The organism is Bacteroides sp. Marseille-P8574, assembly GCF_902825465.1.
GTDB classification, from domain to species: domain Bacteria; phylum Bacteroidota; class Bacteroidia; order Bacteroidales; family Bacteroidaceae; genus Bacteroides; species Bacteroides uniformis.
On sequence record NZ_CADEBE010000001.1, the window covers coordinates 2,574,042 to 2,600,808 of the forward strand.

Annotated in this window: 20 protein-coding genes and 2 tRNA genes; 7 read left to right on the forward strand and 15 right to left on the reverse strand. The window is 43.3% G+C overall.

Annotated features, from left to right (window positions below; genetic code table 11):
• Window positions 1-3: 3 nt before the first annotated feature.
• The 11 genes from HUX74_RS10990 to HUX74_RS11040 form a co-directional block, all read right to left on the reverse strand.
• Window positions 4-1,665 (reverse strand): serine/threonine-protein kinase, encoded by a 1,662-nt coding sequence (locus HUX74_RS10990; protein WP_138344691.1) that lies wholly within the window; start codon window positions 1,663-1,665, stop codon window positions 4-6.
• A gap of 30 nt (window positions 1,666-1,695) precedes the next feature.
• Entirely contained in the window at window positions 1,696-3,330 is a 1,635-nt protein-coding gene (locus HUX74_RS10995; RefSeq protein WP_138344689.1) for a serine/threonine-protein kinase, read from the reverse strand.
• A 108-nt stretch (window positions 3,331-3,438) separates the two neighbouring features.
• On the reverse strand, window positions 3,439-5,622 hold the full coding sequence (locus HUX74_RS11000) for a serine/threonine-protein kinase (RefSeq protein WP_174646640.1): 2,184 nt from the start codon (window positions 5,620-5,622) through the stop codon (window positions 3,439-3,441).
• A gap of 4 nt (window positions 5,623-5,626) precedes the next feature.
• Entirely contained in the window at window positions 5,627-7,534 is a 1,908-nt protein-coding gene (locus tag HUX74_RS11005) for a serine/threonine-protein kinase (RefSeq protein WP_119961365.1), read from the reverse strand.
• Between the two features lie 52 nt (window positions 7,535-7,586).
• A complete protein-coding gene (locus tag HUX74_RS11010) occupies window positions 7,587-9,176 on the reverse strand; it encodes a serine/threonine-protein kinase (protein ID WP_243634649.1) in 1,590 nt (529 codons plus the stop codon).
• 5 nt (window positions 9,177-9,181) lie between these two features.
• Window positions 9,182-9,550, reverse strand: coding sequence for a hypothetical protein (locus tag HUX74_RS11015; protein ID WP_129643329.1), 369 nt, complete (start codon window positions 9,548-9,550; stop codon window positions 9,182-9,184).
• A 13-nt stretch (window positions 9,551-9,563) separates the two neighbouring features.
• Window positions 9,564-10,664 (reverse strand): leucine-rich repeat domain-containing protein, encoded by a 1,101-nt coding sequence (locus HUX74_RS11020; RefSeq protein ID WP_119961367.1) that lies wholly within the window; start codon window positions 10,662-10,664, stop codon window positions 9,564-9,566.
• Between the two features lie 31 nt (window positions 10,665-10,695).
• The gene (locus HUX74_RS11025) at window positions 10,696-11,340 is read right to left on the reverse strand and encodes a hypothetical protein (protein WP_117958803.1); all 645 of its coding nucleotides are present in this window, start codon (window positions 11,338-11,340) and stop codon (window positions 10,696-10,698) included.
• 136 nt (window positions 11,341-11,476) lie between these two features.
• Window positions 11,477-12,187: an FHA domain-containing protein gene (locus HUX74_RS11030; RefSeq protein ID WP_138344682.1), complete on the reverse strand. Its 711-nt coding sequence runs from the start codon at window positions 12,185-12,187 to the stop codon at window positions 11,477-11,479.
• Window positions 12,188-12,203: 16 nt separating this feature from the next.
• Window positions 12,204-12,578, reverse strand: a complete 375-nt coding sequence (locus HUX74_RS11035) for a LytTR family DNA-binding domain-containing protein (RefSeq protein WP_131225581.1) — start codon at window positions 12,576-12,578, stop codon at window positions 12,204-12,206.
• A gap of 6 nt (window positions 12,579-12,584) precedes the next feature.
• The gene (locus tag HUX74_RS11040; protein WP_174646641.1) at window positions 12,585-14,492 is read right to left on the reverse strand and encodes a serine/threonine-protein kinase; all 1,908 of its coding nucleotides are present in this window, start codon (window positions 14,490-14,492) and stop codon (window positions 12,585-12,587) included.
• Between the two features lie 797 nt (window positions 14,493-15,289).
• On the opposite strand from HUX74_RS11040, the gene HUX74_RS11045 reads away from it, so the two are divergent.
• The 3 genes from HUX74_RS11045 to HUX74_RS11055 are packed head-to-tail and all read left to right on the forward strand — an operon-like array spanning window position 15,290 to window position 17,330.
• Window positions 15,290-15,763, forward strand: coding sequence for a hypothetical protein (locus HUX74_RS11045; RefSeq protein ID WP_138344680.1), 474 nt, complete (start codon window positions 15,290-15,292; stop codon window positions 15,761-15,763).
• Window positions 15,764-15,774: 11 nt separating this feature from the next.
• Complete coding sequence (locus tag HUX74_RS11050) at window positions 15,775-16,572, forward strand: inositol monophosphatase family protein (protein WP_119961372.1); 798 nt, start codon at window positions 15,775-15,777, stop codon at window positions 16,570-16,572.
• Window positions 16,573-16,625: 53 nt separating this feature from the next.
• Window positions 16,626-17,330, forward strand: coding sequence for a ComF family protein (locus HUX74_RS11055; protein WP_119961373.1), 705 nt, complete (start codon window positions 16,626-16,628; stop codon window positions 17,328-17,330).
• Window position 17,331: 1 nt separating this feature from the next.
• On the opposite strand, the gene HUX74_RS11060 is transcribed toward HUX74_RS11055, so the two are convergent.
• The 3 genes from HUX74_RS11060 to HUX74_RS11070 form a co-directional block, all read right to left on the reverse strand.
• Window positions 17,332-17,937: an outer membrane beta-barrel protein gene (locus HUX74_RS11060; protein WP_119961374.1), complete on the reverse strand. Its 606-nt coding sequence runs from the start codon at window positions 17,935-17,937 to the stop codon at window positions 17,332-17,334.
• Window positions 17,938-18,123: 186 nt separating this feature from the next.
• A tRNA-Asn gene (locus HUX74_RS11065) sits at window positions 18,124-18,197 on the reverse strand.
• 21 nt (window positions 18,198-18,218) lie between these two features.
• Window positions 18,219-18,292 (reverse strand) — tRNA-Asn (locus HUX74_RS11070).
• 81 nt (window positions 18,293-18,373) lie between these two features.
• On the opposite strand from HUX74_RS11070, the gene HUX74_RS11075 reads away from it, so the two are divergent.
• The 4 genes from HUX74_RS11075 (at window position 18,374) to HUX74_RS11090 (ending at window position 24,689) form a co-directional block, all read left to right on the forward strand.
• A complete protein-coding gene (locus HUX74_RS11075) occupies window positions 18,374-19,357 on the forward strand; it encodes an adenosine kinase (RefSeq protein WP_119961375.1) in 984 nt (327 codons plus the stop codon).
• A gap of 22 nt (window positions 19,358-19,379) precedes the next feature.
• Entirely contained in the window at window positions 19,380-21,071 is a 1,692-nt protein-coding gene (locus tag HUX74_RS11080; RefSeq protein ID WP_119961376.1) for a S41 family peptidase, read from the forward strand.
• 229 nt (window positions 21,072-21,300) lie between these two features.
• Window positions 21,301-22,701, forward strand: coding sequence for a DUF5723 family protein (locus tag HUX74_RS11085; RefSeq protein WP_174646642.1), 1,401 nt, complete (start codon window positions 21,301-21,303; stop codon window positions 22,699-22,701).
• 260 nt (window positions 22,702-22,961) lie between these two features.
• A complete protein-coding gene (locus tag HUX74_RS11090; protein WP_174646643.1) occupies window positions 22,962-24,689 on the forward strand; it encodes a family 43 glycosylhydrolase in 1,728 nt (575 codons plus the stop codon).
• A gap of 116 nt (window positions 24,690-24,805) precedes the next feature.
• On the opposite strand, the gene HUX74_RS11095 is transcribed toward HUX74_RS11090, so the two are convergent.
• Window positions 24,806-26,671, reverse strand: coding sequence for a 4-hydroxy-3-methylbut-2-en-1-yl diphosphate synthase (locus HUX74_RS11095; RefSeq protein ID WP_174646644.1), 1,866 nt, complete (start codon window positions 26,669-26,671; stop codon window positions 24,806-24,808).
• Between the last annotated feature and the right edge of the window lie 96 nt (window positions 26,672-26,767).

Consider the following 26,767-nt stretch of genomic DNA (forward strand, 5'->3'; position numbering starts at 1 on the left):
GATTTATTGATGTGTTATATGGTTGATTGCGAGTAGTAGTATGATTGTTGCAGAAAATAAAATCGCATGAAGCTTCTTTCGAGGTGATAACCAAAATATGAGCAAGTCTGGTAAGATGACAAGGCTTGTTATGGTGATAATTCCTCCTACTCCTATGTTGGGTCCAATTATTAGCATTAGAGTCATGACTCCAGCAAAGATGGCCATAAAGCTTTCTTTTGCTATGCTTATGACCTTTGCTCCCTCTTCAGGGGGCGTTTTATTAGAAACTACTGTGAGAACAGTTTCGTTGAAAGAAGGAATTTGGGAAGTGATGGCCCTTTGAAGCCTTGAGAATATGCCATGCCAGTTTTTGGGCAATTCATTGGTGCGTAATTCATCTAAAGCCTCATACTCCACCTTTATATCTGCATAGGATTTTTTTGTAGAGAAGAGGGAGAATCGCATGCGGTAAAAAATATCTGGTGCATTATCCACTTCATAATTGAATGAGTCATAAGCTGTTTGTAAACTTAACTCTCGTAGGTTTGATAATAGTTTTTTGAATTTTTGAGAGGTATATGGATAAGTATAAGTCTGTATCTTGGTTTCTGGTATAGTGAATACTTTTACGGTAAGTGCAATAGAGTTTGCGGTGATTATAATATCTGTAGAAAAATTTCTATCACTTCCCATGAATACCTTTTCTAATGATAGGGTTATTTTGTTTGTTTCCGGCAAAACTATCAATGAATTATCTTCAATAAGAATGGTGTCTTCTGCATGACCTCCTTCAATTTCCTGGATAAAAGTTTCTACAGTTTGTGTTCTTGCATTCTTTTCTGGTTTCATTGCATGCTGTATGGCAGTAATGGTCTTGTTACTGATGTTTCTTTCTTGCAATTCGGCTTCCGGAAAGCCATAGTTCATAATATTAGAAGCGTTGGGAGGCGTTTTTCCGGTCAATGTTTTAAATAATGTAGCTCCTAAGGCATAAATATCGATTGTTATAGGAAAACCTTCTCCATCGCGATAACAGCTTTGTTCAATTGGGGCATAGCCTGGGGTGCCATATCCGATGGCAGTACTTGTTTCAGGTTCTCCTTGTGAATTGTATTGTTTGGAAAGGCCGAAATCGATTAATACTATAGAACCATCTTTACGCCGCATTATATTCTTCGGTTTTAGATCAAGATGCAACATCCTATTGTTATGCATGAATTGCAGTGCTTCCCCTATTTGACGGATGCATGTCAAAGCTTCTGATTCGGAGAGACCGTTTTCTGTTTTTATATAAGAATCAAAACTCCCGCCTTCTAAATATTCCATTACGTAATAGCAAGTATTGTTTGCTTCAAAAGCTTCCAGGATGTCTACAATATGTGGATGTTTGAGTTTTGAAAGATTCTTGGCTTCCCGAAGGAATTTTGTTTTATATTCTTTAAAAGCCTTTTCATTGGAACAAGTTACAGTAGTGCCCTCCCTACCATTGAAATTCTTCTGAAAAAATTCTTTTATGGCTACTTGTGTATGGGTATTTAGGCAACCTAACTCTCCTTGAAGTTGTATTGAAGCAAGATAGGCTATACCGGAAGCCCCCTGGCCTAAAATACCTTCAATCTTGTAATTGTAGGAATTACCAGATAGAATAGTACCTTTTCTTAATGATTGTTGAGTTCCTTGCATATTAACTTTGAATTTTGTTTTAAATGTTGGTCACTTTGAAACGGGACGGACAGAACATCCAAGATAGCGAAGGGTGAAGCTTAGCTGATATTGGGTGTTGCTGAAAGAAAGGTAGTTTGAATATCCCGTGGAGTATAAAGTCCCTGACCAATAATAGCCAAAGTTTTTTTGACTGCCAATGTTAGTGCCATAGCGTTGACCTACTGCTGGTAAGAAAATGTAATTTCCACTGGGGCCTGTTATCATATACCCATTGCTCCCTTTATATGAAGTCCATTTCCATGAACATTTCTCGCATAATTCCAACACTTCATTTTTTGTGGGTAAACGCCAGTTTTCTCCCCATTTAATGTGAGCTATATCATAATTGGTGCCGCATATATTGGAGGGTGGATTGTTGTTGGGATAATCAGTATTATTTGTAGATGTATTGTTTCCTGTTGGGTCTGCCCAGCCATATAAGCCTCCATAATCTTCCGGAGAACTTGCACCTACATTCCAACTTGCCCATTTTACACTTAATCCTAAATCAATTGGTTGGGCCGGAAGATTAGGGATTGGATTTTCTATTGCAACTGCTGTATCAGAGTTCTGAGCAGGCACATTGTAGCTTGTTTTGTTTATTACAAAAATAGAGGTTACCAACAATATTAATATTGCAATCAACCATATTTCCCGGTTTGAAAGATGATTGGCTCGTTTGGGAGGAATGTTGGGTGAACCCGGTTCTTCTTCTGCCTTTGGGGAGATAGAGGGAATTATAGTTGTTTCAGATTCTTCTTCATTATACTGCATTGATGGCTTATTGTTATTAGTCAATAACGATAAAAATTCATCAATGCTTTGTGGACGGTCTCTACGGCGCGGTTGCATGGCTTTCTCAATTGTATAGGCCGTTGATTGGGATATACTCGGTGGAAGTGGAGGAAGCCCGTCGTCATTCACATCACTGGCATCAGGTGGAGTCTCATTTGTCAAGAGCTTGTATAAAGTTGCTCCCAAAGAATAGATATCTGTTGCAGGAGAAAAGGTGCTGACGCCTCCTTGCTTATATTGTTCCATTGGAGCATACCCGGCACTGATGCCTATAGGGGTTGTACTGGTTTGATGCCCTTCACCGTCATAGCGTTTGGATAGTCCAAAGTCTATAAGGGTGGCGTTGTTATTATTGTCTAACAATACATTCCCTGGCTTTATGTCAAGGTGGTTCATTTGGTGCTGATGAATAAACTTTAAGGCATCAGCCAGCTGGTAGATATAATGGAGGGCCTTAGACTCTCTGACTGCTCCATTCCTTTTTAGATATTCTGCAAGAGAGCCATTTCCCATGTATTCCATTACATAGTAGGCTGTCTCATTTTCTTCGAACACATCAATGATACGAATGATGTGAGGATGATTCAGCCCGGCTATCATCCGGGCTTCCTTTACGAACTTCTGGCGGAAACGTGCTACTAATTCTTGACTGCCTTGTGAACCGACTGATACATGGGAAGTTGCAACGTCACGGTTGCAATGTTCCTTCATGAAGAATTCTTTAATAGCTACCTTGCGTTCTAAGGCCACTTGTGTGGCAAGATAGGTGATGCCAAAGCCGCCTTGTCCCAAGACTGTTTCTATTTTATATTTTCCTCCTTGGAGGAGAGTGCCGGATTGTAATTGCATAGCTTTTTATTTTGGTGGAAATTGAAATGGTAATCTATATACAGATGGCGATTCTTGTATGAAATAATCGTATAGAAGGAAGTACCTGCTATCTCTACGCGAACTCTATTACTCATTCTCAAGTTTGCGTAGATTTTTTTGGGCAGTTTCACTTCCTTGTTCTGCTGCTTTCCTATACCATTTTATTGCTTCTGCCTTGTTCTTAGGAATACCGGGTTTTCCATATTCGTATATTAGCCCTAAATAAAAAGATGCACTAGCATTGCCTTGTTCTACTGCCATTTTATACCACTTTACTGCTTCCAAGGCATTTTCTTTCTCGTATATATCTCCTAGTCGTTTTAAGGCTTCAGCATCCCCTCTCTCTGCAGCCATTTTATACCATTTTATAGCTTCTGGGTCTTTTTTTCTGGCTCCATTGGAATATATCTCTCCTAATTTTTTTGGGGCTTTAATATCTCCTTGTTCTGCAGCTTTCTTATACCACTTTATAGCTTCGTCTATATCTTCTGGAATGCCTACCTTGTAGAAAAACATATTGCCTAGTCTATACTGTGCATCCACATTTCCTTGTTCTGCTGCTTTCTTATACCATTTTGCAGCTTCTACCCTATTTTGAGAAATACCTTGCCCATAATCGTACATATATCCCAATTTATATTGGGCACTTGCAATGCCTTGTTCTGCTGCTTTTTGATACCATTTTATTGCTTCCGAATAATTTCGCGTAACATTAAGTCCCGTATAATACAAGTTCCCCAGTTCATTTTGGGCTTTTGCATTTCCTTGATTTGCTGCTTTTTGATACCATTTTTCAGCTTCAGTAGCATTCTTTGCGACATCCCGACCAAGAAAGTACATTCTTCCTAACTCATATTGGGCCTCTGTATTCCCTTGCTCTGCTGCTTTGGCTGTTTCCTTAAAGCCGTTCTTTTTCTTTGGAGGCATATTGGCACTCATGGCACTCAGGTTTGCTGTTTCGGTGTTTTGTTGCGCAGGGCGTTCTACATTCCCGGTCGCTGCATTTTCTTTTACATGAGAATTCGGGTTTATATTTTCAGCAGATGTGCTTGCATGTACTGTTACTGATGATGCGTTATTCGGTTCAGAATTTGTTACAGTGTCTGTTGCGGACAGCCATTCTGTTTCTGTATCTGTATCGGAGTTGGAACCTGTTCTGGAAGTAATATAGGCTATAATTCCTCCAATAGACAGAACAGCTATTAGGACAAGAATAATATATTTTAGATTTTTGGGGTGGGGCTGGGAAGATATGTCGTCACTTGAAGGCATAGTCTGTTCTTCATTGGCGGATGTTTGGATAACCGTAGCTTCCTCCAGCGTTATTCCTATATCTTCTTGGGGAGTTGTTTCCGTATCCTTATTTTCCAATATACTTAAAAATGCGGCTACACTTTGCGGTCTGTCTTTTTTCATAGCCGACATGACTTTTGCGATACTGGCTATTAACGAATCGCTTACTTGATGTTTTTGTAGCTCATATGCAGGAAAACCGTCATTCAATATTTCTGAAGCCTCTGGTGGACGGATTCCCGTCAACATCTTATACATAGTTGCACCAAGCGCATACACGTCCATCGTTGCCGGGAAGTCTTTACCTTCATGATAATTACTCTGTTCTATCGGTGCATATCCGGGGGTACCACTTCCCACTGTAGTGCTTGTTTCCGGTTTCCCATTTTCGTCATATTGCTTGGACAAGCCAAAATCGATAAGTACGGCTTCCTGATTCTTACGGAGCATAATATTTCCAGGTTTCAAGTCCAGATGAAGCATCTTATGAGCGTGCATGTAAGATAGAGCGTCTCCTATCTGTTTGGCATACATAATGCTTTCTGCTTCCGTCAAGCCTTTTTGTTGTGTGATGTATGTATCCAGATTTCCTCCATCTACATATTCCATGGCGTAGTAGACTGTGTTGTTGGCCTCGAAGTATTCCAGCACTTTAACGATATGGGGATGGTTCAGCTTACTCAGGTTTTCGGCTTCGCGCGAAAACTTCTTTTTGTAGTCATAATAGACCCCTCCTCTGCTTCCACAAGTAACAGTATTTTCTTCTCGTCCATTGATGTCTTTCATGAAGAACTCCTTGATGGCAACTTGTATGGTTGTTTCGAGTTCACCCAATGCTCCGGAAACTTTGACTTGGGTCATAGCCAAGTAGGTGATGCCGAAAGAGCCTTGACCCAATATCTTTTCTATGGTATAGGTATGTGATTTACCATATAAAATGGTATTTTGTTTAAGTGCATAATTATTTATATTACTCATATTATTAAGTAGTTGATTGTTTGTTATTATTTATGTTACAATTGTAACAAATCTCTGAATTAAATCTATCTGCTGGAGAAGATGCAAATTTGGGAACTCGTTCTTCAAGGCTCTTTCTTTTTTTCTTTCTTTGTTGCTCTTCTTTCTTTTGTTTTTCTTCTTTGGGGATAACAGGGCGAATGGGGAGTGCAACATTATTGGGCATAACCCTAACTGAATCTTTCAATAGGAAAGCGCGTCCTCTTTTGAATTTGACAAATCCCCCTCCTATTAAAGCTACGGAACCAGTCCAATAATATGCTATGGAACCGCGATTTTCTATATTTTGTCCGTTTTTGATACCGACAGCAGGCAGAAATATATTGTTGCCGTTGGGTCCGGTAATTTTGTATCCCCCTATTTTTTGGTAAGTGGTCCATGTTATCTTGCACTTATCTCTAAGTTCCATGAATTCTTTTGCTGTTGGCATACGCCAATATTTCCCTAATTGAGTTCGGGCAATATCATATTCCGAGCCACAAATATCATCAAAATCATAAATGTTAATAGAGGTAGGTCCACTGCTGGCTGTTCCCGTGGAATCTCCCCAGTAGTATAAATTCCCATATTCTTCAGGAGTTGAGGCACCGAGATTCCACCCGGCCCATCTTACACTTAAACCTAAATCTACAATTTGATCTGTTGAGATTTCATTGTGTTGAACATTGGTTCTTGTTTGCCCAATTTCTGTATTAGAGTTCTCATACCGAATAGATGAATCATGCAGAGCCGAATTATTCATAGATATAGGCGATGTAAGTATAGCACTGTCGGATACAGTACTGTCAAGCCCAATAGCTAAAGAGTTGTCTTGTGCGATATTACTCGTCTTGTTGGTTCTGCTGAGCCAAATAGTACATAATATAAGGATTAGAGCTATAACTCCCCAAAGCCATTCTTTTTTGAATAAGAAAATTCGTTGAGGCTTTGGAATGGAAGAAGGATGCTCTTTTGCTACAAATTCATTTTTAGGGGTATCTAATATTGTAGTTTCATTTTCCAAACCAGGTTTTATCCCTTCATTCAATAATGTGAGAAATTCATTAATGTTTTGCGGTCTATCTTTGCATCGAGGTTGCATTGCACCTTGTATGGCCTTTCTTATCAATGGACTTATCTTTGTTGGCAATGCTGGCAGTCCCTCGTCATTCACATCACTGGCCTCTGGCGGTTGTTGGCTTGTCAACAAATAAAACAATGTTGCTCCGAGAGAGTAAATGTCTGTACCTGGTGAGAATGTTTTTACTCCACCTTGCTTATATTGTTCCAAAGGTGCATATCCTTTGCTGATACCGATTGGCGTACTACTTGTTTGGTTACCGGTGTCATCATAACGTTTGGATATACCGAAGTCTATTAGTACAGCTTCTCCATTGTTCCGAAGCAGAATGTTGGATGGCTTTACGTCCAGGTGCATGGTTTTACGGTGATGAAGATATTCCAACGCATCAGCTATCTGGAGGACATAACTTAATGCTTCAGAATCGGACATTGCTCCATTGGTTTCAATCCGTTCTTTTAAAGAACCGCCATCTATATACTCCATTACGTAATAAGCTGTGTCATTTTCTTCAAATACATCATAGATGGATATAATGTGTGTATGCGCCAATCCTGCAATGATTTGGGCTTCTTTGATAAACTTTTGGCGGAATCGTTCTACTAACTCCCGGCTACTTTGGGTACCCATAATGATATGTGAAGTCTTCTCATTGCGTTCGCAGTAGTCTTTCATGAAGAATTCTTTGATGGCTACTTGACGGTTCAATCCGGTCTGAAGGGCTTGGTAAGTAATTCCAAAGCCACCTTGTCCCAATATGGACTCTATCTTGTATTTTCCTCCTTGAAGGAAAGAACCTGATTGTAATTGCATAGTTTTTTATTTTGGCGGAATTTAAAATTAAAATAATGCAAACTATAACAGTTTATTCTGATACGGGGCGAACGGAATTTCCCTCCTTACAATAGTCGCTGTACAACGGACTCCAGCCGTTAATACTGAAGACGAGGCTGGAGGCGCTACTAGAAGTGCTATTAGCCGTCTTTCGTGTTCCTGACCAATAGCGGCCATTTCTTCCTCGACCATATACCGTTCCACCGTAAGCGTAGCAGTATCCTGATGCAGGGAGGAAGATTCGATTTCCATTCGGTCCTGTTACCATATAGCCTGCAACTTTTTTGTATTCAGTCCATTTCCATATACATTTATCAGATAATTCTTTTAATTCTTGCTGTGTAGGTAGCCTCCATTTCTCTCCCCATTTAGCACGAGCAATGTCATATTGAGTGCCGCTGATGTTGAAAGGGGGAGTGCCACTGAGAGAATCGCTACTATTTGTTGCTTTTTTTTCTCCGGTCGGGTCCGCCCATCCATATAGTCCTCCGTATTCTTCGGGAGAAGATGCTCCGACATTATAGGCTGCCCATTTCACACTCAAGCCAAGATCTACCGGATTGTTTTCAGTTGGAATTACTTCCGTAGCAAAGGCTTCTTCTTTAAGAGGAGTGGTATCACTTGGTTTTTGAGTAAACCAGACAACTGTTGCTAACAAAAGTGCGACGACAACCCCTATAAATATGGGTAACTTGTTACTGCTGGAGGGCTGTTTTGGGGGAGGCAACTTTTCTTTCTTGGCAATGATGGTAATATCCTCTCTTTCCGGTTTATTCAACAATTCTAAAAAATCTTTTATGCTTTGTGGACGTTGTCTTTTGGGTTGCATGGCAGCACGAATCGCTCGTTCGGTAGTTGCCGATATGTTTGCGGGTAAGGCTGGTAGTCCGTCATCGAACACAATGTTGGCAGCCGGCGGTGTCGTTCCTGTCAGCAATTTATAGAGTGTAGCACCTAATGAATAAATATCTGTAGTTGGTGTGAATATTTGCACTCCTCCAGCTACATATTGTTCCATTGGTGCATATCCGGTACTGATACCTACCGGAGTAGTACTGGTCTGTTGCCCGCTTTCATCGTATCGCTTGGATAGTCCGAAGTCTATCAACACTACTTCTCCCTCTTCTCTCCGCAAAATGTTTCCAGGTTTCACATCCAGATGGCTCATCTGCCGTTGGTGGATATAGTTCAATGCTCCTGCTATTTGATGGATGTAATGCAGCGCTTCCGTTTCTTGTAGTGCACCGTATCGCGTCACATATTCTTGCAGAGAACCTCCTTCTATATATTCCATCACATAGTAAGCTGTGTCGTTTTCTTCGAACACATCATGTATACGGATAATATTAGGATGGTTAAGTCCGGCAATGGATTGTGCTTCTTTTATGAATTTTTGCTGAAAACGAGCTACGAGTTCACGGCTTCCTTCCGTCCCGATGGTAATGTGTGACGTATCGGCGTTGCGGTTGCAATACTCTTTCATAAAAAACTCTTTGATGGCTACCCTACGGTTTAGTCTTGTTTGCCATCCTAAATAGGTGATGCCAAAGCCGCCTTGCCCAAGTATTCCCTCTATTCTGTATTTACCCTCTTGTAGAAGGGTGCCCTCTATCAACTGCATATCAATCAATTCCCTTTCTTTTCCCAGTTATTCAGTACTTTTTTCAAGTTCTCTTTCTTTATTTCTGCCATTTCTAATTGTATCGTTACGAGTTGGGAACGTAAATCCAGGCAGATAGAGTCTTGCCGGTCATTTAATCTCTCCATTGTCTCAGTGGAGACATCATTGTAGGTGGCATTCCGCTTTTTGTCTTGTTCCTGTATCTTCTTCTGAAGAGACTTTTCCTGAGCACTCAAAGCTTTTAGCCTGACGGCCTGAATTGTGTCGTTATTACTGCGTACATTTTGGGGGTGGAATGTGGATGCGTGCAGATTACTCATGATACAACACATCAGTAATAGGCACGAGGCGATTATAATATTTTGCGGCTTCATTGTTTCTGTATATTTAGGGTTTATCATATTTTGAAAAATCTTTTACTCCGGATAACATGCTTTTCCCCAGCATATTAGTGGGTTCCACTATTGAAGGTATCAGGGCATATTCGGGTGGGAATCCTTCGGGAGTGTTGGCCGAAACTTCAGCATATTCTCCTTCTGTGGAGCAAAGTGCCTCTTTATAGGAACTTAGTGCTGTTTTGGGGACGAGCAGTTTGATTTTCAGCTTGCCGGCAATTTTTATCAGGAATACTTTTTGTCCGTTGAGCTCTGCGGTGGATATCGGTTCTGTTCTGCGCATGATGATTTGCTCCAGGTGTTCCATCTGGGAGAACTCCCGGTACGAGAGTATCTGTAATGAAGCAGGCAAATCGATTTGGGTTATATTGGGACAATCGATTAAAGCCTTCCAGCGTATAGCGGTGGTGCCGTCGGGAATACGTATCTTTCCTGAGCGTCCGCGGGGGCAACCTAACAGAATTGTTTTGTCTTTGTTATAGAGCATTCCGTCTATGGAAGTAAAGTTTGGATTATTGGCATCCACTTCTATGCTTTGCAACTGTTTCAATGATTTCAAATTCTGCAGGCTGATGAGCTTTGCCGGGATGACGATGGAGGTCAAACGGTCACTCCAGCGGAACATTTTGAGGTTCACTTGTGTCCAGTCGCTGCCCAACGTTACCTGCCCGATTGCTGTACACCGGAAGAATACTCCTTCACCAAAGCGGACGCTGTTGCCGGGAAATACGATTTTCTCTAATCCGCTGCAACCTTCAAAGGCAAAATCGCCTATGGACGAAAGCCCGGAAGGCAGTACAATGCCTTTTAGGGAAGCTGCATTACTGAATGCCTTCTTGCCAATGCCGACAACACGGTATATCGTGTTGTTGTGCTTTACCCTTGCCGGAACGGATATCTCACCGGTATACAGAGAGGGTTGGGGGGCAGAGATGTTCCCTTGGTAGGTAACTTCCACATGTTGTTTCTTTGCATCTACAATGTTGAAGAAGAATTTCTCTCCACTTTTTCCGGTGACGGTGAAATCGTGTGCGTAGAGCAGGGAGGTGCTTCCCAATAATAGGATGAATGTGATTATATTTGTTCGTTTCATAGCTTTAGTAAATATAGTGTGATGAATAGAATTAGGCCATGTAGCCGGTTACGTCGGCATCATTTATATAGTCGGGTATTGGGTCATTGTCTGCCAGCAATGTAGCATCCTCGTTTACGCCGGTTGCTTGTGTGGTTGCCATAGACAATCCTTCCATGCGAATGCCTGCCTCTTCTATATTGATGACCTCATTGTCTGTAATTATTCCATTATTGTCCATATCTGCCACCATGGCATCTGCTATTCCATCCCGGTCGATGTCAACGACAAGAGTTTCTTGTCCGTTGACAATAACACCGGCTATATCCATTTGCGAGCCGTCTTCGCACGTAACCGTTTCATAGGAGACCACACTGATGGTATCTTCGTTATGCGGTTCATCGTTGCTGTTTCCGGGCATGATAGGTGTGGCAGGGGTATCAGGCTTCTGAGGGGCAATTGGCTCATTGGTTAAAGGTACTTCCGAAGTTACTGTAGGGGTATCAGTGTGGGGAGGCTGTACCGGTCCTTCGGTGACTGGCTCTGTTGCAAAAGCTGTCTGGGCCATTGAACCGGCCGCTACGCCTATTGCAGCTCCGATGGATGAGCTGGCGCCATTTTGCCAATTGTAACTTTTCTGTTCCACATTTTTCTGTGTGGAATTTGTGCTTTCCTGGTTTGTTTTTTTAGTCTTCATAGTTGCTCATTTTTAATGGTTTATAACTTATTCTGCAACAAAAATATAAAGAGAGGCATGCAATGGCAAATTTCAAAAAGTATACTACATAAACCCTGCGGTTTAAGGTATCAATCCCTCATTTTTCAAGGGATTCTTACTTCTCGGTAAATTTGGATTTACAATAGGGGCAGCTCGTCATCTTTTTCAGGTCGTCATACTGTTGATATCCCATGAAATGATGGCATTCCGGGTTGGGGCATACATAGTCCTTATGAAATTTCTTATCAAGGTCGTCCAGAAACCTGGGAAGTGTGGAAGATGACCGGTAGGTTATCACAAAGAAATAGATGGCCAATAAAAGTCCTGTAGAATATAGAATGACACGCAAAGCCGGCAGGTCGGCAATGCCCGGAATAAATCCGCAGAAAATGGCAGACATGGAAAATACGCCTGTTACAGAACGGATTGCTGCAGACTTCTTTTCTTTTATCTGTATCTGGAGTTTGGTGTCGTGAAATTCGTCCCATACTTCTTGTAGGTGACGGATAGAGAACGATTTGGGTATTGATGCTCCCAGCCCTTTTATAATGGCCGCTATATCCATGAAGTAATGGTCTGACCCCAGCTCTATGCGGTCTTTTCCGGAAATGTGCTTGGACTCGATTTGCACACCATTGACGTAAGTGACGTTTTCGGGTTTCAGATTGGTAATGATATAGCCTCCTTTGTCATCGGTCACCACTTTACAGTGCTGGCGGCTGACGGATTTGGGTACGCTGTTGGCATTCCCCCAAAAACGGTCTTGGTTGTTTATGCTGATACGCAGGCGGGATGCACCGGCTTCTCTTCCTATGATAAGTTCCATGGCATTATTGTTTTTATTATGCGAATTTTATATTGAGAAATATTTCTTTCAGTTTTTTCAGGGCTTCTTTGGACATCTCCAGTTGAAATGCAAATGATGAATAGTCACTTAAAACGAGTCGCTGTTTGATGACATTTATCTGGTAAACATAGTTCAGATTAATGATGAACCGTTTGCCGATACGGGCAAAGCAGCGTGCCTTTTCTTTCAGTCGCTCTTCAAGGACTTTTTCGGTCTGGGCTAAATTCAAGCAAATAATACCGCGTAGCTTGTTCGTAAGTATTATATTGGTGTAATTTCCATCAGACTCAAAATATACAATCTTGGAAATGTCCAATCTAAGAAGCTCATCGCGTGAATTGAAAAACAAGAAGTTGGTTGTCGTATCCATTGTAACTTATTTATTATTTGTTTTTAATGTATCCTCTTCTGTATAGCTGTTTGATATTAATCCGATTAGAGGAATTTTTACTCGCTTTTTGTACTTTACATCTTCGATAATGATGTCACATAAAAAGTAACTTATATCGATGGTGATTTCTATTGTTTCAGGAGAATATCCTAAATAATCCTTTAGCGGAATGATAAAACGTCTACTGTCTATTTCCATAAAGTAGGAGTCACCGTCTCCGGGAAATGTGGCGCTGTGCCTTAAAGGGAAGCTGCAGAAATTGCATAAAAAAGAGCATTCTCTGACATGATTCTCTAGTGTATACCCCGCCAATACTTTAAAAGGCAGACAATCAAGGAAGGCAAATGAACTTATCTGGCCAATAACAGATGAATACCATATAGATAGGGCTTTAGGCAAGAATTTCCAGTATAGTTCTAAATCGGTCATAGGTATGGCGGGAGATGTTACATCATATTCTTGTAAGATGTGCTCTTCAGCAGTTCCCACTCCGGAGTATTCGGCCTCATAAAGGCCTTCTCCGTATTCGGCAATGCAGTATTCCTCTTTGGAGCAGATGCAGATAGGCATGTCATTTGAATGGATGATGCAAGGTACCGCTGAGGCGATATGGATTTCTTCAGTAACCCGTATCTTTGATGTTTTATCGTTGTCAAAGTACTTGTTGATAAATCTTAATACATCAAAATAATGGCACAGACTTTTCCTATATGTTATGACCTTGAAACGGCTGTCTTGTATAGACTGGCGATTTTTCTTGATGAATGCATCCAGTGAGGTGTTGAAATGTACAATTACCGGATTTATAGGCTTTTCTATTATCTCTTCTACCTGTGTTTTTCCTTCCAGGGGCAGTTCATAAATATTGTCATTCAGAAAATAAACCAGTTTGTCGTCTTGGACGTAATAAAAGGCAATGCCTTGATATGTGGCATGCTGCTTATTGTAGGAAGTGTGTTTGGCACTTTCATCAGTATGGGAGTTCGTAGTGCTATGGGTTAAAGCCACGAACTCATTTACTGTTTGAGGGCGCTTTATCCTCATGGGGGCCATTGCTTTTTTTATGGCCGATATTGTTTGCGCGCTTATGTGCTTTTGCCGCAGCTCTTCTTCTGCAAATCCTTCATTTAGTATTTCAGAGGCTTTGGGCGGGGTCTTTCCTGTCAGCATTTTAAAGAGAGTGGCCCCTAAAGCGTAGATATCCAATGTGGGTGCGAGTATTTTCCCATATTCTTGCGAACCTTGCTCTAAGGGGGCATAACCGGGAGTACCAAGGCCAATAGTAGTGCTTGATTCCGGTTCTCCGTTTTTGTCGATTTGTTTGGATAGCCCAAAATCTATCAGAAACAAAGTGTTATCAGTACGTCGCATGATATTTTTAGGCTTTAAGTCAAGGTGCAGCATCTTTTGGGAATGCATATATTGCAATGCTTTTCCTATCTCCTCTACATATTGTAGCGCTTCTTTTTCCGGCAACCCTCCTTTCTCCAATATATATGCATCCAGACTGCTCCCTTCGATATACTCCATTACATAGTAGTAGGTGTTGTTCTCTTCAAAAGACTCTAAAACCTTAACGATGTTTTGATGGTTGAGGCGAGCTAGGTTTAAGGCCTCTTTTTGAAATTTCTTTCCATATTTGTATGCAATGCTATTGGGAGATGGCTCATAAATATCTCCTGATGAACTTCTGGCACTTACATCTTGTAGAAAAAATTCTTTGATGGCTACGGATACATTGCTATTCAAGATGCCTAATTCGCCTTTCAGGCAAATTGAAGCCAAATAGGTTATACCGAATGCTCCATGACCTAATACACCTTTAATTTGGTAGTTGTAGGAATGGCCATGGAGTATAGTTCCACAAGATAAAGTGTGAATGCTGCTTTGCATGAATCTATATGTCTGTCTAATTGTTGCTGATACTTGCCTCTTATTTCACTGTGAAAACATATGATTGGGCAGAGTCTTAGCCGTTCAAAGTTATAGAACTTGTTAATGAATTCAAAAGCAAGAAATGTGGGAACTGTACTATTATGCATATTTTCTGGTTATGTGGCTGTAATATGATGTTAAGTGTGACAAACTTTTCTGCTCTACTCTTCTGGGACGGATATTTCCTACAGTTGAACACAAGAGGACTGTAAGCTGGAGTAAAAGGGACGGGCACTTCTTGGCTGAAATACCTGCTGTTTGTCATCCGGATATTTGTAGTTTATAGTTGCGCACAGTTGTGGAACGCCTTCTTCACATTAATGAGGAAGTTATTCCACAACTGTGAAGAAAGCGTTCCACAACTGTGCGCAACTGTTTTTGATGTGGTGTTGGCGTAGGAAAGTACTCTTCTCTGTGCAAGGAGGATCTGCTTCTTGTGTAAGAGAATCCTGCTTTTTTGTAAGAGGACACGGTTATGTAAGCAAAATCTGCTTACATACTTGCATGGTGGTTGCTTGCATAACTTAATGCTCTGTGCAGTAGGTTGTTATATGTGTCTATGCAAGTATGCAAGTAGAATGTGCGATAAAGTTATAGTATCTTGAGTTATAGAATAGATTCTTGTTTGTGGATTTATCTTTTGCAAAGTCTTGGAATATACTGCCGGAGCACTGATGATAATGAAAAAGAAACTTTTTAAATTGCCGATTTGTTCTTAACTTTGTCAGTCGGAATATCAATAAACAGACTGAAAGATGAATGTAAGAGGAATATCTATATGCTTGCTATGTGCCGGAGCGCTGTTTGTGGCTTGTGGTAGCAAGAGGGGAAAGACTGTGGAAGTTGCTGAACAAGCCGATACGGTACATGTCGTTGGTGGTGATAAGGATAAGCATGGTTGCATTGCATCTGCCGGATATACCTGGAGTGAGGTTCAGAAAGACTGTATCCGTCTGTGGGAAAAAGGAGTCCGTATGAACGCTGTGGATGATGCGGAGAAGGTGTTGTTTCTGGTGTTCAGTCCCGATTCTACCCAAGTGGAACTGTTCTTTTCGGAAGAGGAAATGCCGAACGAGATTCTGGAGCGCCGTGGTCTTCCTTCGGGGGGATATGCTTGGAATGTGGAAGATGATGATACAAAGAATGTGCGTTTGGAAGATGGAAGATGGACGGTCAGCCAGCGCGGTCGGCTTATTTACCGGCAGGCGGAAGAGGCTGCGGGGAACTAATATGTAGAGAAATGGAGGATTTGAAGATATTGACAGAGTCTGTCTGCTGCATAGCCCGTGAAGCCGGATATTTCTTGAAAGAAGAGTGGAAAAACTTCAGCCGGGAAGCGGTACAGAAGAAACAAGCCCATGATTATGTCTCTTATGTAGACAAGGAGTCGGAGAGACGGGTGGTGGCTGCGCTTCGGGAGCTTCTTCCCGAGGCTGGATTTATAGCTGAGGAAGGTTCTGCTGTCTATCACGATGAACCCTACTGTTGGGTAGTGGACCCGTTGGATGGGACAACGAATTATATTCATGATAATGCCCCCTATTGTGTCAGCATCGCTTTGCGCGACAAAGATTCTCTGCTGCTGGGAGTTGTTTATGACCCTTGCCGGGATGAATGTTTTTATGCCTGGCAGGGAGGTGGCGCTTATGTGAATGGAGAACGGATGGAGGTCTCGTCTGTCCAGCAGGTGGAGGATGCCTTTGTAGTGACGGAACTTCCTTATAATTCCGACCGGTATGCACGTACCGGTGAGCATTTGATTCATGAACTTTACGGGCGTGTGGCAGGCATCCGCATGACTGGTTCCGCTGCGCTTGCCATCTGCTATGTGGCTGCCGGACGTTTTGATGCCTGGCTTGAGGCGTTTATCGGCAAATGGGACTTTTCTGCGGCGGCGCTGATAGTGCTGGAGGCTGGTGGAAGAATCACTGACTTTTGCGGTAGTGACGCCTTTTTGGACGGACATCATATCATTGCCACTAACGGACTGCTGCATCCGTTATTCTTGAAGCTGGCAGGTGAGGTCTCGCCATTATAGCAAACAAGGCGATGGAGTGTATTGCTCTGTTGCCGTTTTTTTAATACTATACGATGAAAAACATAGTTAAAACCTGGTTCTTTTCTTTTGTCCATCTCTTCTTTCCGCGTCAGTGTGCCGTGTGTGGTGCTATCTTGCAAGAGGGTGAAGAGGGCATCTGCATGAAGTGCAATATGGATATGCCCCGGACAAACTATCATCTTCGTAAGGACAATCCGGTGGAACGTATGTTTTGGGGGAAGATACCTCTGGAATATGCCACATCTTGTTTCTTTTACCATAAAGGGAGTGATTTCCGCCGCATTCTCCATCAGTTGAAATATGGAGGGAGGAAAGACCTTGGCGAAGTGATGGGGCGGTTTATGGCGGCGGAGTTGTCGACTGCCGGTTTCTTCGGTGATGTGGATGTCATTGTCCCCGTTCCTCTGCATCCGCGTAAGCAGAAAATGCGCGGGTACAATCAGAGCGAATGTATAGCTCGCGGCATTTCCGCTGTCACCGGTATTCCCGTAGATACTGCTTCCGTTGCCCGTATGAAGCATACGGAAACGCAGACCCGTAAATCCTCTTATGAACGGTGGGAGAATGTGGACGGTATCTTCTGTCTGCGTCGTGCTGATGCTTTTGCAGGGAAGCATGTACTGATTATAGATGACGTATTGACTACCGGTGCCACCACTACGGCTTGTGCCGATGCGCTCAAGGAAGTGGAGGGCGTGCGCATCAGTGTATTGACACTGGCGGTGGCGGCCTCATAAGTCAGAAACGATAACGGCCGCCTGCTACGATTGTTCCGGTATATCCTACTCCGAATTCTGTGAAGAAGGCAAACCGGCTTCCGTATTCGATGCCTAGGAAACTGAATTGATAAGAGAATTTTGTCTTGTGAAAGACTTCTCCTCCAAAACTGTTCCGGAGGAAATAGGCACCGAGCCCTGCTGAGGTATACAGAGAGAATTTGGGGCGGGTAAACCAGTGCCACCGGAAGGTGGGAAGAACATACAGATACCTTCGGTTGTCTTTGGTGTTTTCATCCAAAACTTCATAAAGGCTACTGGCCGTTCCTCTATTACCGGTTATTCCTCCGGTTACGCCCAGGCTGATTTTGCGGTTGAATCTATAAATATAACTGATGTTCAGAGCGCCGTAATAGCTGGTCTTCTCGCGTGTATAGATTCCAAAACTTGCTGTCGGAGCAATAAACTCTTCGGCTATACTATTAGCATCGGTAATGGGGAGGAAGCCGTAACTGACGGATATTTCATGGTGGCGGAATTTTTCCCGCGCAGAAACAAGAGAGGTTTGTGCTTTACCTGCGGTACATAGGTTGAATCCTATGACTAAAAAGAATAAAAGAGTTTTCATTGTAGTTTGGTGCTTGGATTAAGATATGTCTTTCTAATAAATAAAGACAGGTATTTTTATGAAATTCCTTACTTTACATTTGGCAAATGTATGTTAAATCTTTGAAAATGAAATAGAAGTGTTTGTCTTTTGTGTGGGATAATGTGGGAAAACAAAAAAGGTTCGCCTGATTGACGAACCTTTTCGCTCTTCCTCTTGGACTTGAACCAAGGACCCTCTGATTAACAGTCAGATGCTCTAACCGACTGAGCTAAGGAAGAATATGCATTCAAGTTTTTTCGCTCTTCCTCTTGGACTTGAACCAAGGACCCTCTGATTAACAGTCAGATGCTCTAACCGACTGAGCTAAGGAAGAATGTTGTTTTTTCTCAAATGCGCTGCAAAAGTAATAGGATATTTTGAAATATGCAATATCTTTGCAAAAAAAATATCGAAGATGGATAAAATAATTGGGTTGGGCAATGCTTTGGTTGATGCACTGGCAATCATTGAGGATGATAATATTTTGACGGAGATGCAGCTCCCGAAAGGAAGTATGACTCTGATTGATGAAGATAAGTTCTTGAAAATTAGTGAATATTTCAGCCGGATAAAGACACATCTGGCTAACGGAGGTTCTGCCGGAAATGCGATTCGGGCAATGGCATGCCTTGGTGCAGGTACGGGATTTATCGGAAAAGTAAATAATGATTTTTACGGTAACTTTTTTCGGGATAGTCTGCTGGAACATGGGACAGAGGCGGATTTATTGCTTTCCACTACCCTTCCGTCCGGTGTAGCCTCTACGTTCATTTCTCCTGATGGAGAGCGTACTTTCGGCACTTATTTGGGGGCGGCTTCTACATTGAAAGCGGAAGATCTTTCGCTGGATATGTTCAAAGGATATGCTTATTTGTTTATAGAGGGGTATCTGGTGCAAGACCATGATATGATTCTCCGTGCCATTGAGCTGGCTAAAGAGGCCGGTTTACAAGTATGTTTGGACATGGCGAGCTACAATATAGTAGAAGGAGACCTTGAATTTTTCTCTCTGTTGGTCAACAAATATGTGGATATTGTTTTTGCCAATGAAGAAGAGGCAAAGGCCTTTACTGGTAAGGAACCGGAGGAAGCATTGGACATCATTGCCAAAATGTGTAGCATAGCCATTGTAAAGGTGGGTGCCCGTGGTTCTCTGATTCGTAAAGGTACAGAGATGGTGCAGGTACAAGCGGCTCCGGTAGAGAAAGTGGTGGACACTACAGGAGCGGGCGACTATTTTGCAGCAGGTTTCTTGTATGGACTGACGTGTGGCTATTCGCTGGAGAAATGTGGCAAGATAGGCTCCCTTCTCTCTAAAGATGTGATACAAGTGGTGGGTACGGAGCTTCAGGCAGCACAATGGGAAAAAATCAAGGAAGAAATTTTATTAATTAATTAGCATATTATCACATAGACATATTATGAGAAGAATTTTAAAGATACGCTGGATGGTTACCTTGCTGATTGTAGCGGGAGCCGTTTGTTTTTGGGGGTTTAAGAGTGGTGATAGCCGCAGTTTCCAAATAGCAAAGAATCTGGATATATTCAATTCCATTGTGAAAGAGTTGGATATGTTCTACGTGGATACGATTGATCCGAACAAGACTATCCGTGAAGGCATTGATGCCATGCTCTACTCGCTGGATCCCTACACGGAGTATTATCCGGAAGATGACCAAAGCGAATTGGAGCAGATGCTGAAGAATTCCTATGGTGGTATAGGTTCTGTGATTACTTGGAATCCGAAACTGAAACGTTCCATGATATCTGAGCCATACGAGAATATGCCTGCTGCCGATGTAGGCCTGAAAGCCGGAGATATTTTGATGGAAATTGACGGAAAAGACCTTGCCGGAAAGAACAACCAGGAAGTCAGCGAGATGCTTCGCGGACAAGTGGGTACCAGCTTCAAGCTGAAAGTGCAACGTCCCGGTACAGAGAAACCGTTGGATTTCGACATTGTGCGCCGTTCCATCCAATTGCCGTTCATACCTTATTATACGGTGCTGGATAATAATATAGGTTATATCAATCTCAGCACCTTCTCGGGAAATCCTTCCAAGGAGTTCAAGCAGGCTTTTCTGGACTTGAAGAAGCGGGGGATGACTTCGTTGGTGATTGATCTGCGTAATAATGGAGGCGGCTTGCTGGATGAGTCCATAGAGATAGCCAATTTCTTTCTGCCTCGCGGAAAAACACTTGTGACGACAAAGGGCAAGATTAAGCAAGCCAGCAATACCTACAAGACGTTGCGTGAACCGTTGGATTTGGAAATTCCTTTGGCTGTTCTGGTCAATGGCGGAACGGCTTCCTCGTCAGAAATCCTTGCGGGTTCTTTGCAGGACCTTGACCGTGCGGTCATTATCGGTAACCGTACTTTCGGTAAGGGATTGGTGCAGACCACCCGTCCGTTGCCATACGGTGGTACCATGAAGCTGACGACTTCTAAATATTATATTCCCAGCGGCCGTTGTGTGCAGGCTATCGACTACAAGCACCGGAATGAGGACGGCAGTGTGGGACGTATTCCGGACAGCCTTACTACCGTGTTCCATACGGCTGCCGGACGTGAAGTGCGTGATGGCGGAGGCGTGACTCCGGACATTGCGGTGAAGCAGGAGAAGCTGCCCAACATTCTGTTCTATCTTGTCAATGACAATCTTATTTTCAATTATGCAACGGACTATTGCCTGAAACATCCTACCATCCCTTCAGCAGAGAAGTTTGAAATTACAGATGCCGATTATGCGGACTTCAAGGCGATGGTGAAGAAGGCGGACTTCAAATACGACCAACAGACAGAGAAGATGCTGAAGAACCTGAAGGAGATGGCCGAATTTGAGGGCTATCTGACTGATGCTTCGAAAGAGTTTGAAGCGCTGGAGAAAAAATTGTCGCATAATCTGGACCGTGACCTTGACCATTTCTCCAAGGACATCAAGAGCATGATTGCGGTAGAAATCATCAAGCGTTATTATTTCCAGCGTGGAAGCATTATCCAGCAGTTGAAAGATGATGATGACTTGAAAGAGGCTGTAAAGATACTGACTGCTCCGGCAAAATACAAGGAAATGTTGAGTGCTCCGACAGTGACGTCAATGTCTCTGCAATAAAGAAAGGAGGCAGCCCCGGTTTTTCTGAGTACCGCTACGAGAGCAAATGAGAATGTTTATGATGAAATAGTATAAGGGCATTCTTAAGAGGATTCTTTTATTTGCTCCTTAATTTATACCGGATAGTCTCTGTATAAGCCTTTTATACACGGCTATTCGGTTAAGTTGTTTGTAGGGTATTAACTTGTTTTATATTTTTGCAGGTGATAATGAAAATATTGACAAGGTTATGAAACGATTGAATTCTCTGAAAGTATGGCTGTCTGTGGTATTGTTGCTTTGCTTCTCTCTTTCCGGACAAGCCCAGTTTCTGCGCACTTTCTACTTTATGGAAGGAAGTAGCCAGCGTATGCAGCTCAATCCGGCCTTGATGCCGGGACGCGGTTATCTGAATATTCCCGCGATAGGTTCGTTGAATGCTACCGTCAACTCCAGTTCCCTGGGGTATAGGGATATTATGGACATTATTGAGAACAGTGATGATAGCGACTATTTCATGAGCAATGACTTTATGAACCGACTGGATGCTATCAATAACTTGAATGTGAATTTGAGTACCGACATTCTGTCTGCCGGGTGGTATAAAGGAAAGAACTTCTGGTCAGTCAATGTGGGGTTGCGTAATGATATCGGTGCTGCCATACCGAAAACCATGTTCCAGTTTATGAATAACATGAGTAGCCTGGAGTTTGGTGACAATATTTCTGACTATTTGGGCATTAACGAAACCATTAATGGACAGAAGCTTGAGATAAATTCCTATGCAGAAGTCGGCGTTGGCTTTGCAAGGAATATAACAGACCGACTGGCTGTAGGCGGTAAGGTGAAGATGCTGCTGGGTATCGGTAACTTAAAGCTGAACATTAACCAGATTCATGTGGAAACTCCTTCTGTGGGCTCTTCAGGAGTGACGAGTAAAGCTTCCATTCAAGTGGACGCAACTTTGGAGAACTCGTCAAAGCTGTTAGAACTTCCCGAGAACGAGAATGGTGATTATATCGATGAAATCGATTTTGGCAGTTTCGGTTTTGCCGGATATGGTGGGGCTATTGATTTGGGAATATCTTACAAGTTACTGGATAAATTGACACTTTCTGCTTCAGTTCTTGATTTGGGCTTTATCAAATGGTCTAAATCGAATACCAGTATAGCGCGAGCCAATGCAGAGCAGACTTATGATCTTCTTGACCCGGCCTCGCAGCAGGAGTTCATAAATATTGTGAACAGCGGCGAGATTCTTAACTATGACATGTTGCAGCTCAAGACAGAGGAAGCTTCTGAGAAGAGCCGTACCCGTGGATTGACTTCTACAATGGTTCTTGGCGCTGAATATGCCTTGCTGAATGATTGGCTGGTAGTGGGTGCCTTGTATACCGGTCGTTTTGCCAAGCCGAAAACTTTGAATGAGCTGACTTTCTCTGCCTGCATCCGTCCGACGAATGCTTTCAATGTAGCTGCCAGCTATTCCGTACTTCAAGGAGCCGGTAAAACCTTCGGTCTGGCACTGAAACTGGGGCCTTTCTTTGCGGGAACAGACTATATGTTCTTTGGCAAGAATACGAAGAATGTCAATGCTTACTTGGGTGTTTCTATTCCTTTGGGAAAACAGAAAGCTGCTGAAAAGTTGTAAAATGAGTTATATGTAAGATTGATTTGTCTTGTTTGATAATATATTGATAATCAAAGAATAAATGTAAAGAGAAGTGCTAATACAGTATTTCTCTTTATTGTGTTATGTAGCAGATGTACTTTTATGGTAGTGTAAAATAATGCAGTTTCACTTACTTTCCTTTTATTTGTAACAAAAATAGCCGATACGGTGTTTTTAAGGAACAATGTGCAATAAAAATAAGCTGGAGTCTATATTTATAACAAATAAAGAAGTAAGATATGAAAAAACAAGTTGGTGCATTGCTGGCTTTGCTGTGTACGGCAGGTTCGCTTTGTGCGCAGAGTATGCGTCAAGATACGTATTGTAATCCATTGAACATTGATTATACGTATATGATTTATAATTCGGACAAGGATATTTCTTATCGTTCGGGTGCCGACCCTGCTGTGGTGGAGTTCCGGGGAGAGTATTACATGTTTGTCACCCGTTCCCATGGATATTGGCATTCCAAAGATTTGCTGAACTGGGAATTTGTTTGTCCGGGAAGAAACTGGTATCCGCAGGGCTGTAATGCTCCGGCGGCACATAACTATAAAGACTCTCTGCTCTATGTTACGGGCGATCCTTCCGGAGCCATGAGCATTCTTTATACCGACGACCCGGCTTCCGGCAACTGGGAAGCTACTCCTGCCATTCTGCATGATTTGCAGGACCCTGACTTGTTTATTGATGATGACGGGAAAGCCTATATGTTCTGGGGATCTTCCAATGTATATCCAATCCGCGGGATGGAGCTTGACAGAAATCGTCGTTTCATAAAGAAGGGAAATACCAAGGAACTCTTTAATCTGGATATGCCCAGGCATGGCTGGGAACGTTTCGGAGAGAACCATACGGATACCGTATTGGGAGGTTATATGGAAGGACCGTGGCTGACGAAGCACAATGGGAAATACTATATGCAATATGGAGCGCCGGGAACAGAATTCAATGTCTACGCGGACGGCGTCTATGTGGCCGACCATCCGATGGGACCTTACACTTACCAGAAACATAACCCGGTGTCTTATAAGCCGGGTGGCTATATGAATGGTGCCGGACATGGTAGCACTGTACTTGGTCCTGGTGGGCAATACTGGCATTTTGCTTCCATGGCCCTTTCCATTAATGTAAACTGGGAGCGTCGTCTTTGCATGTTCCCGGCAGGATTCGACAAGGAAGGAATTATGTACGTGGACACCCGTTTTGGAGATTATCCCCGCTATGCCCCTGCTGTTCCCGGAAAGGCCGGACAGTTCCGTGGCTGGATGCTGCTTTCTTACGGCAAGTCGGTGACGGCCTCTACCACCAAGGGAAAGTTTGTACCGTCTTCCTTAACAGATGAACTGACGAAAACTTTTTGGTTGGCTGAGGCTAATGATGAACGCCAGTGGGTGATGATTGATTTGGAGAAGCCTGCTACGGTATGCGCCGTTCAGATTAATTACCATGATTATCAGAGCAATATGTATGGTCGTTATGAGGGGCTCCATCACCGTTATATCATCGAAGGTTCGCTGGACGGACAGAACTGGAAAGTTTTGGTAGACCGTAAGGAGAGTTATAAGGATACTCCGAATGATTATGTCGAACTTGCGTTGCCTGAGTCTGCACGCTATATCCGCTATAAGAATATAGATATTCCTACTCCGAATCTGGCCATTTCCGAACTCCGTGTTTTTGGATTGGGTACGGGTAAGGCACCGCAGCAGCCTAAGAAGTTGACGGTTGACCGCCACACTGACCGTCGTGATGTCACTGTCAGCTGGCAACCGGTGAAGGGGGCACAAGGGTATAATGTTCTTTGGGGCATTGCTCCCGATAAACTTTATAGTTCCTGGATGGTTTATGGTAAAAATGATTTGCTGATGAAATCTCTTACCATCGACCAGGATTATTATTTCTGCGTGGAGGCATTCAACGAAAATGGTATATCTTTGCGTTCAGAAGTAAAACATGTAAAATGAGAATGGAATGGTGAAATGGATTTCATGAGCTGGCTGTTCAGCTGGAAGAGATAGAAATCTGCTTTTTTGTTCATAATAATAAAGCCCGTATCTGTATGATTGCGGGCTTTATTGTTTCATTTCTCAGTATAGTCTCCATTACTTTTTATCAACTCTATCAGCTTTTCTACCGCCTCTTCTTCGGGAATGTTCTTTTCGATGCACTCTTTCTTTTTGTAGAGACTGATCTTGCCTCGTCCGGCACCCACATAGCCATAATCGGCATCCGCCATTTCCCCGGGGCCGTTGACAATGCATCCCATGATGCCTATCTTGAGTCCTTTCAGGTGGCCGGTAGCTGCCTTGATGCGGGCAATGGTACTTTCCAGGTCGTAGAGTGTGCGTCCGCAACCGGGACAAGAGATGTATTCTGTCTTGCTGGTACGTACACGTCCGGCTTGCAGGATACCGAAAGCAGTGGCATCCACCACTTTGCCGCTTATGGTTTCTCCTTGGTTGAAGAGAAGGATACCGTCACACAGACCGTCGAAGATGAGCGCTCCCATGTCTGCCGCCGCTTTGATTTGCAGATTTTCCAATTCGCTCTCTGCGTAGTGTTCAAAGAAGACTACCGGATTCTTCAGGCCTTCCTTCATCATCTGGTGTACCAGGGCGCGTTGTTCTCCCAATCGGTTGGGATGATTGCTTTGCGAAACCAATACGACTTCCGGATGATACTTCAGGCAGGCGATGGCTTCGTCATTCAATCCCATATACGTGATGAAGAGGAATTTCAAAGAAGCGCCGCAGCTGCTTAGGAAAGGAAGCTGGTCTCCTTTAAAGGCAGGCCAGGCATTGTCCGGTTCCGTTCCTCCGTTACTGTGCTCCATCCAGACATCGGCATCGATGATGCATTGCATGCCTTCCGGGAGTTGTTCGGGGATGGAACGTCCCGTATAGATATAGTCCGGTACGAATTGCGGATTGAAGTCCATGTCCCCGTCCAGGCGTGCGGCAATGACCACGGGCAGATTGTCTCCGCCGATATTGTGTACGGCAGCAGTCTCGCGGCGGGTGGGAGAGAGATAATTGAATTCCGGCACATCTGCTCCGGGGATATAAGGATGGTCGTGGCGCTGCACGATATAGTCCACCAGTTTGCGGGCTACGGGGATTTCCGCCTCCGGGGCTTCGCTCAGGGAAACCCGGATGGTGTCACCCAAACCGTCTGCCAGCAGGGCGCCGATGCCCAAGGCCGATTTGATGCGTCCGTCTTCTCCGTCTCCGGCTTCCGTTACACCGAGGTGCAGCGGGAATTGCATACCCTCCTGCTCCATGACGGCTGCCAGCAGGCGCACTGTCTTTACCATGACCACTGTATTGGATGCCTTGATGGAAATGACTACATCCGTGAAATTCTCTTGCACGCAGATGCGCAGAAACTCCATACAAGATTCCACCATGCCTTCCGGTGTATCGCCATAGCGCGACATGATGCGGTCGGATAATGAACCGTGGTTCACGCCGATGCGGATGGCAGTATGGTTCTCCTTGCAGATATTAAGGAAGGGTACAAAGCGGTCGTGTATCTTCTGTAACTCTTGGGCATACTCTTCATCGGTATACTCCAGATGTTTGAAAGTACGTGCTGCATCCACATAGTTTCCCGGATTGATGCGGACTTTTTCTACATACTGTGCTGCTACGTCCGCTACCTTCGGGTTGAAGTGAATGTCGGCCACAAGCGGCACCATATATCCGTCTTGGCGTAGGCCTATGTTGATATTCATCAGGTTTTCAGCCTCTTTGATGCCTTGGGCCGTGAGGCGTACATACTCTCCTCCGGCGTCGACAATACGTTTGGCTTGCGCCACACTGGCTTCTGTGTCCTGCGTAGCGGTGTTCGTCATACTTTGTATGCGGATAGGATTGGAGCCGCCCATAGGGGTGGCTCCAATGTTTACTTCTGATGTTTCCCGTCGGGAATAGTTGAATAAATCCACGGTAATAAGTGATTAGCGTTTAGTGATAAATGATTAGTGATAAGGGATAAGGGATCAGTGACTACATATCATCTTACTAATCCCTTATCCCTAATC

Coding starts and splice junctions, on each gene's coding strand:
- HUX74_RS10990 (WP_138344691.1), bottom strand. CDS start 1,665: ATGCAAGGAACTCAACAATCATTAAGAAAAGGTACTATTCTATCTGGT.
- HUX74_RS10995 (WP_138344689.1), bottom strand. CDS start 3,330: ATGCAATTACAATCCGGCACTCTCCTCCAAGGAGGAAAATATAAAATA.
- HUX74_RS11000 (WP_174646640.1), bottom strand. CDS start 5,622: ATGAGTAATATAAATAATTATGCACTTAAACAAAATACCATTTTATAT.
- HUX74_RS11005 (WP_119961365.1), bottom strand. CDS start 7,534: ATGCAATTACAATCAGGTTCTTTCCTTCAAGGAGGAAAATACAAGATA.
- HUX74_RS11010 (WP_243634649.1), bottom strand. CDS start 9,176: ATGCAGTTGATAGAGGGCACCCTTCTACAAGAGGGTAAATACAGAATA.
- HUX74_RS11015 (WP_129643329.1), bottom strand. CDS start 9,550: ATGAAGCCGCAAAATATTATAATCGCCTCGTGCCTATTACTGATGTGT.
- HUX74_RS11020 (WP_119961367.1), bottom strand. CDS start 10,664: ATGAAACGAACAAATATAATCACATTCATCCTATTATTGGGAAGCACC.
- HUX74_RS11025 (WP_117958803.1), bottom strand. CDS start 11,340: ATGAAGACTAAAAAAACAAACCAGGAAAGCACAAATTCCACACAGAAA.
- HUX74_RS11030 (WP_138344682.1), bottom strand. CDS start 12,187: ATGGAACTTATCATAGGAAGAGAAGCCGGTGCATCCCGCCTGCGTATC.
- HUX74_RS11035 (WP_131225581.1), bottom strand. CDS start 12,578: ATGGATACGACAACCAACTTCTTGTTTTTCAATTCACGCGATGAGCTT.
- HUX74_RS11040 (WP_174646641.1), bottom strand. CDS start 14,492: ATGCAAAGCAGCATTCACACTTTATCTTGTGGAACTATACTCCATGGC.
- HUX74_RS11045 (WP_138344680.1), top strand. CDS start 15,290: ATGAATGTAAGAGGAATATCTATATGCTTGCTATGTGCCGGAGCGCTG.
- HUX74_RS11050 (WP_119961372.1), top strand. CDS start 15,775: ATGGAGGATTTGAAGATATTGACAGAGTCTGTCTGCTGCATAGCCCGT.
- HUX74_RS11055 (WP_119961373.1), top strand. CDS start 16,626: ATGAAAAACATAGTTAAAACCTGGTTCTTTTCTTTTGTCCATCTCTTC.
- HUX74_RS11060 (WP_119961374.1), bottom strand. CDS start 17,937: ATGAAAACTCTTTTATTCTTTTTAGTCATAGGATTCAACCTATGTACC.
- HUX74_RS11075 (WP_119961375.1), top strand. CDS start 18,374: ATGGATAAAATAATTGGGTTGGGCAATGCTTTGGTTGATGCACTGGCA.
- HUX74_RS11080 (WP_119961376.1), top strand. CDS start 19,380: ATGAGAAGAATTTTAAAGATACGCTGGATGGTTACCTTGCTGATTGTA.
- HUX74_RS11085 (WP_174646642.1), top strand. CDS start 21,301: ATGAAACGATTGAATTCTCTGAAAGTATGGCTGTCTGTGGTATTGTTG.
- HUX74_RS11090 (WP_174646643.1), top strand. CDS start 22,962: ATGAAAAAACAAGTTGGTGCATTGCTGGCTTTGCTGTGTACGGCAGGT.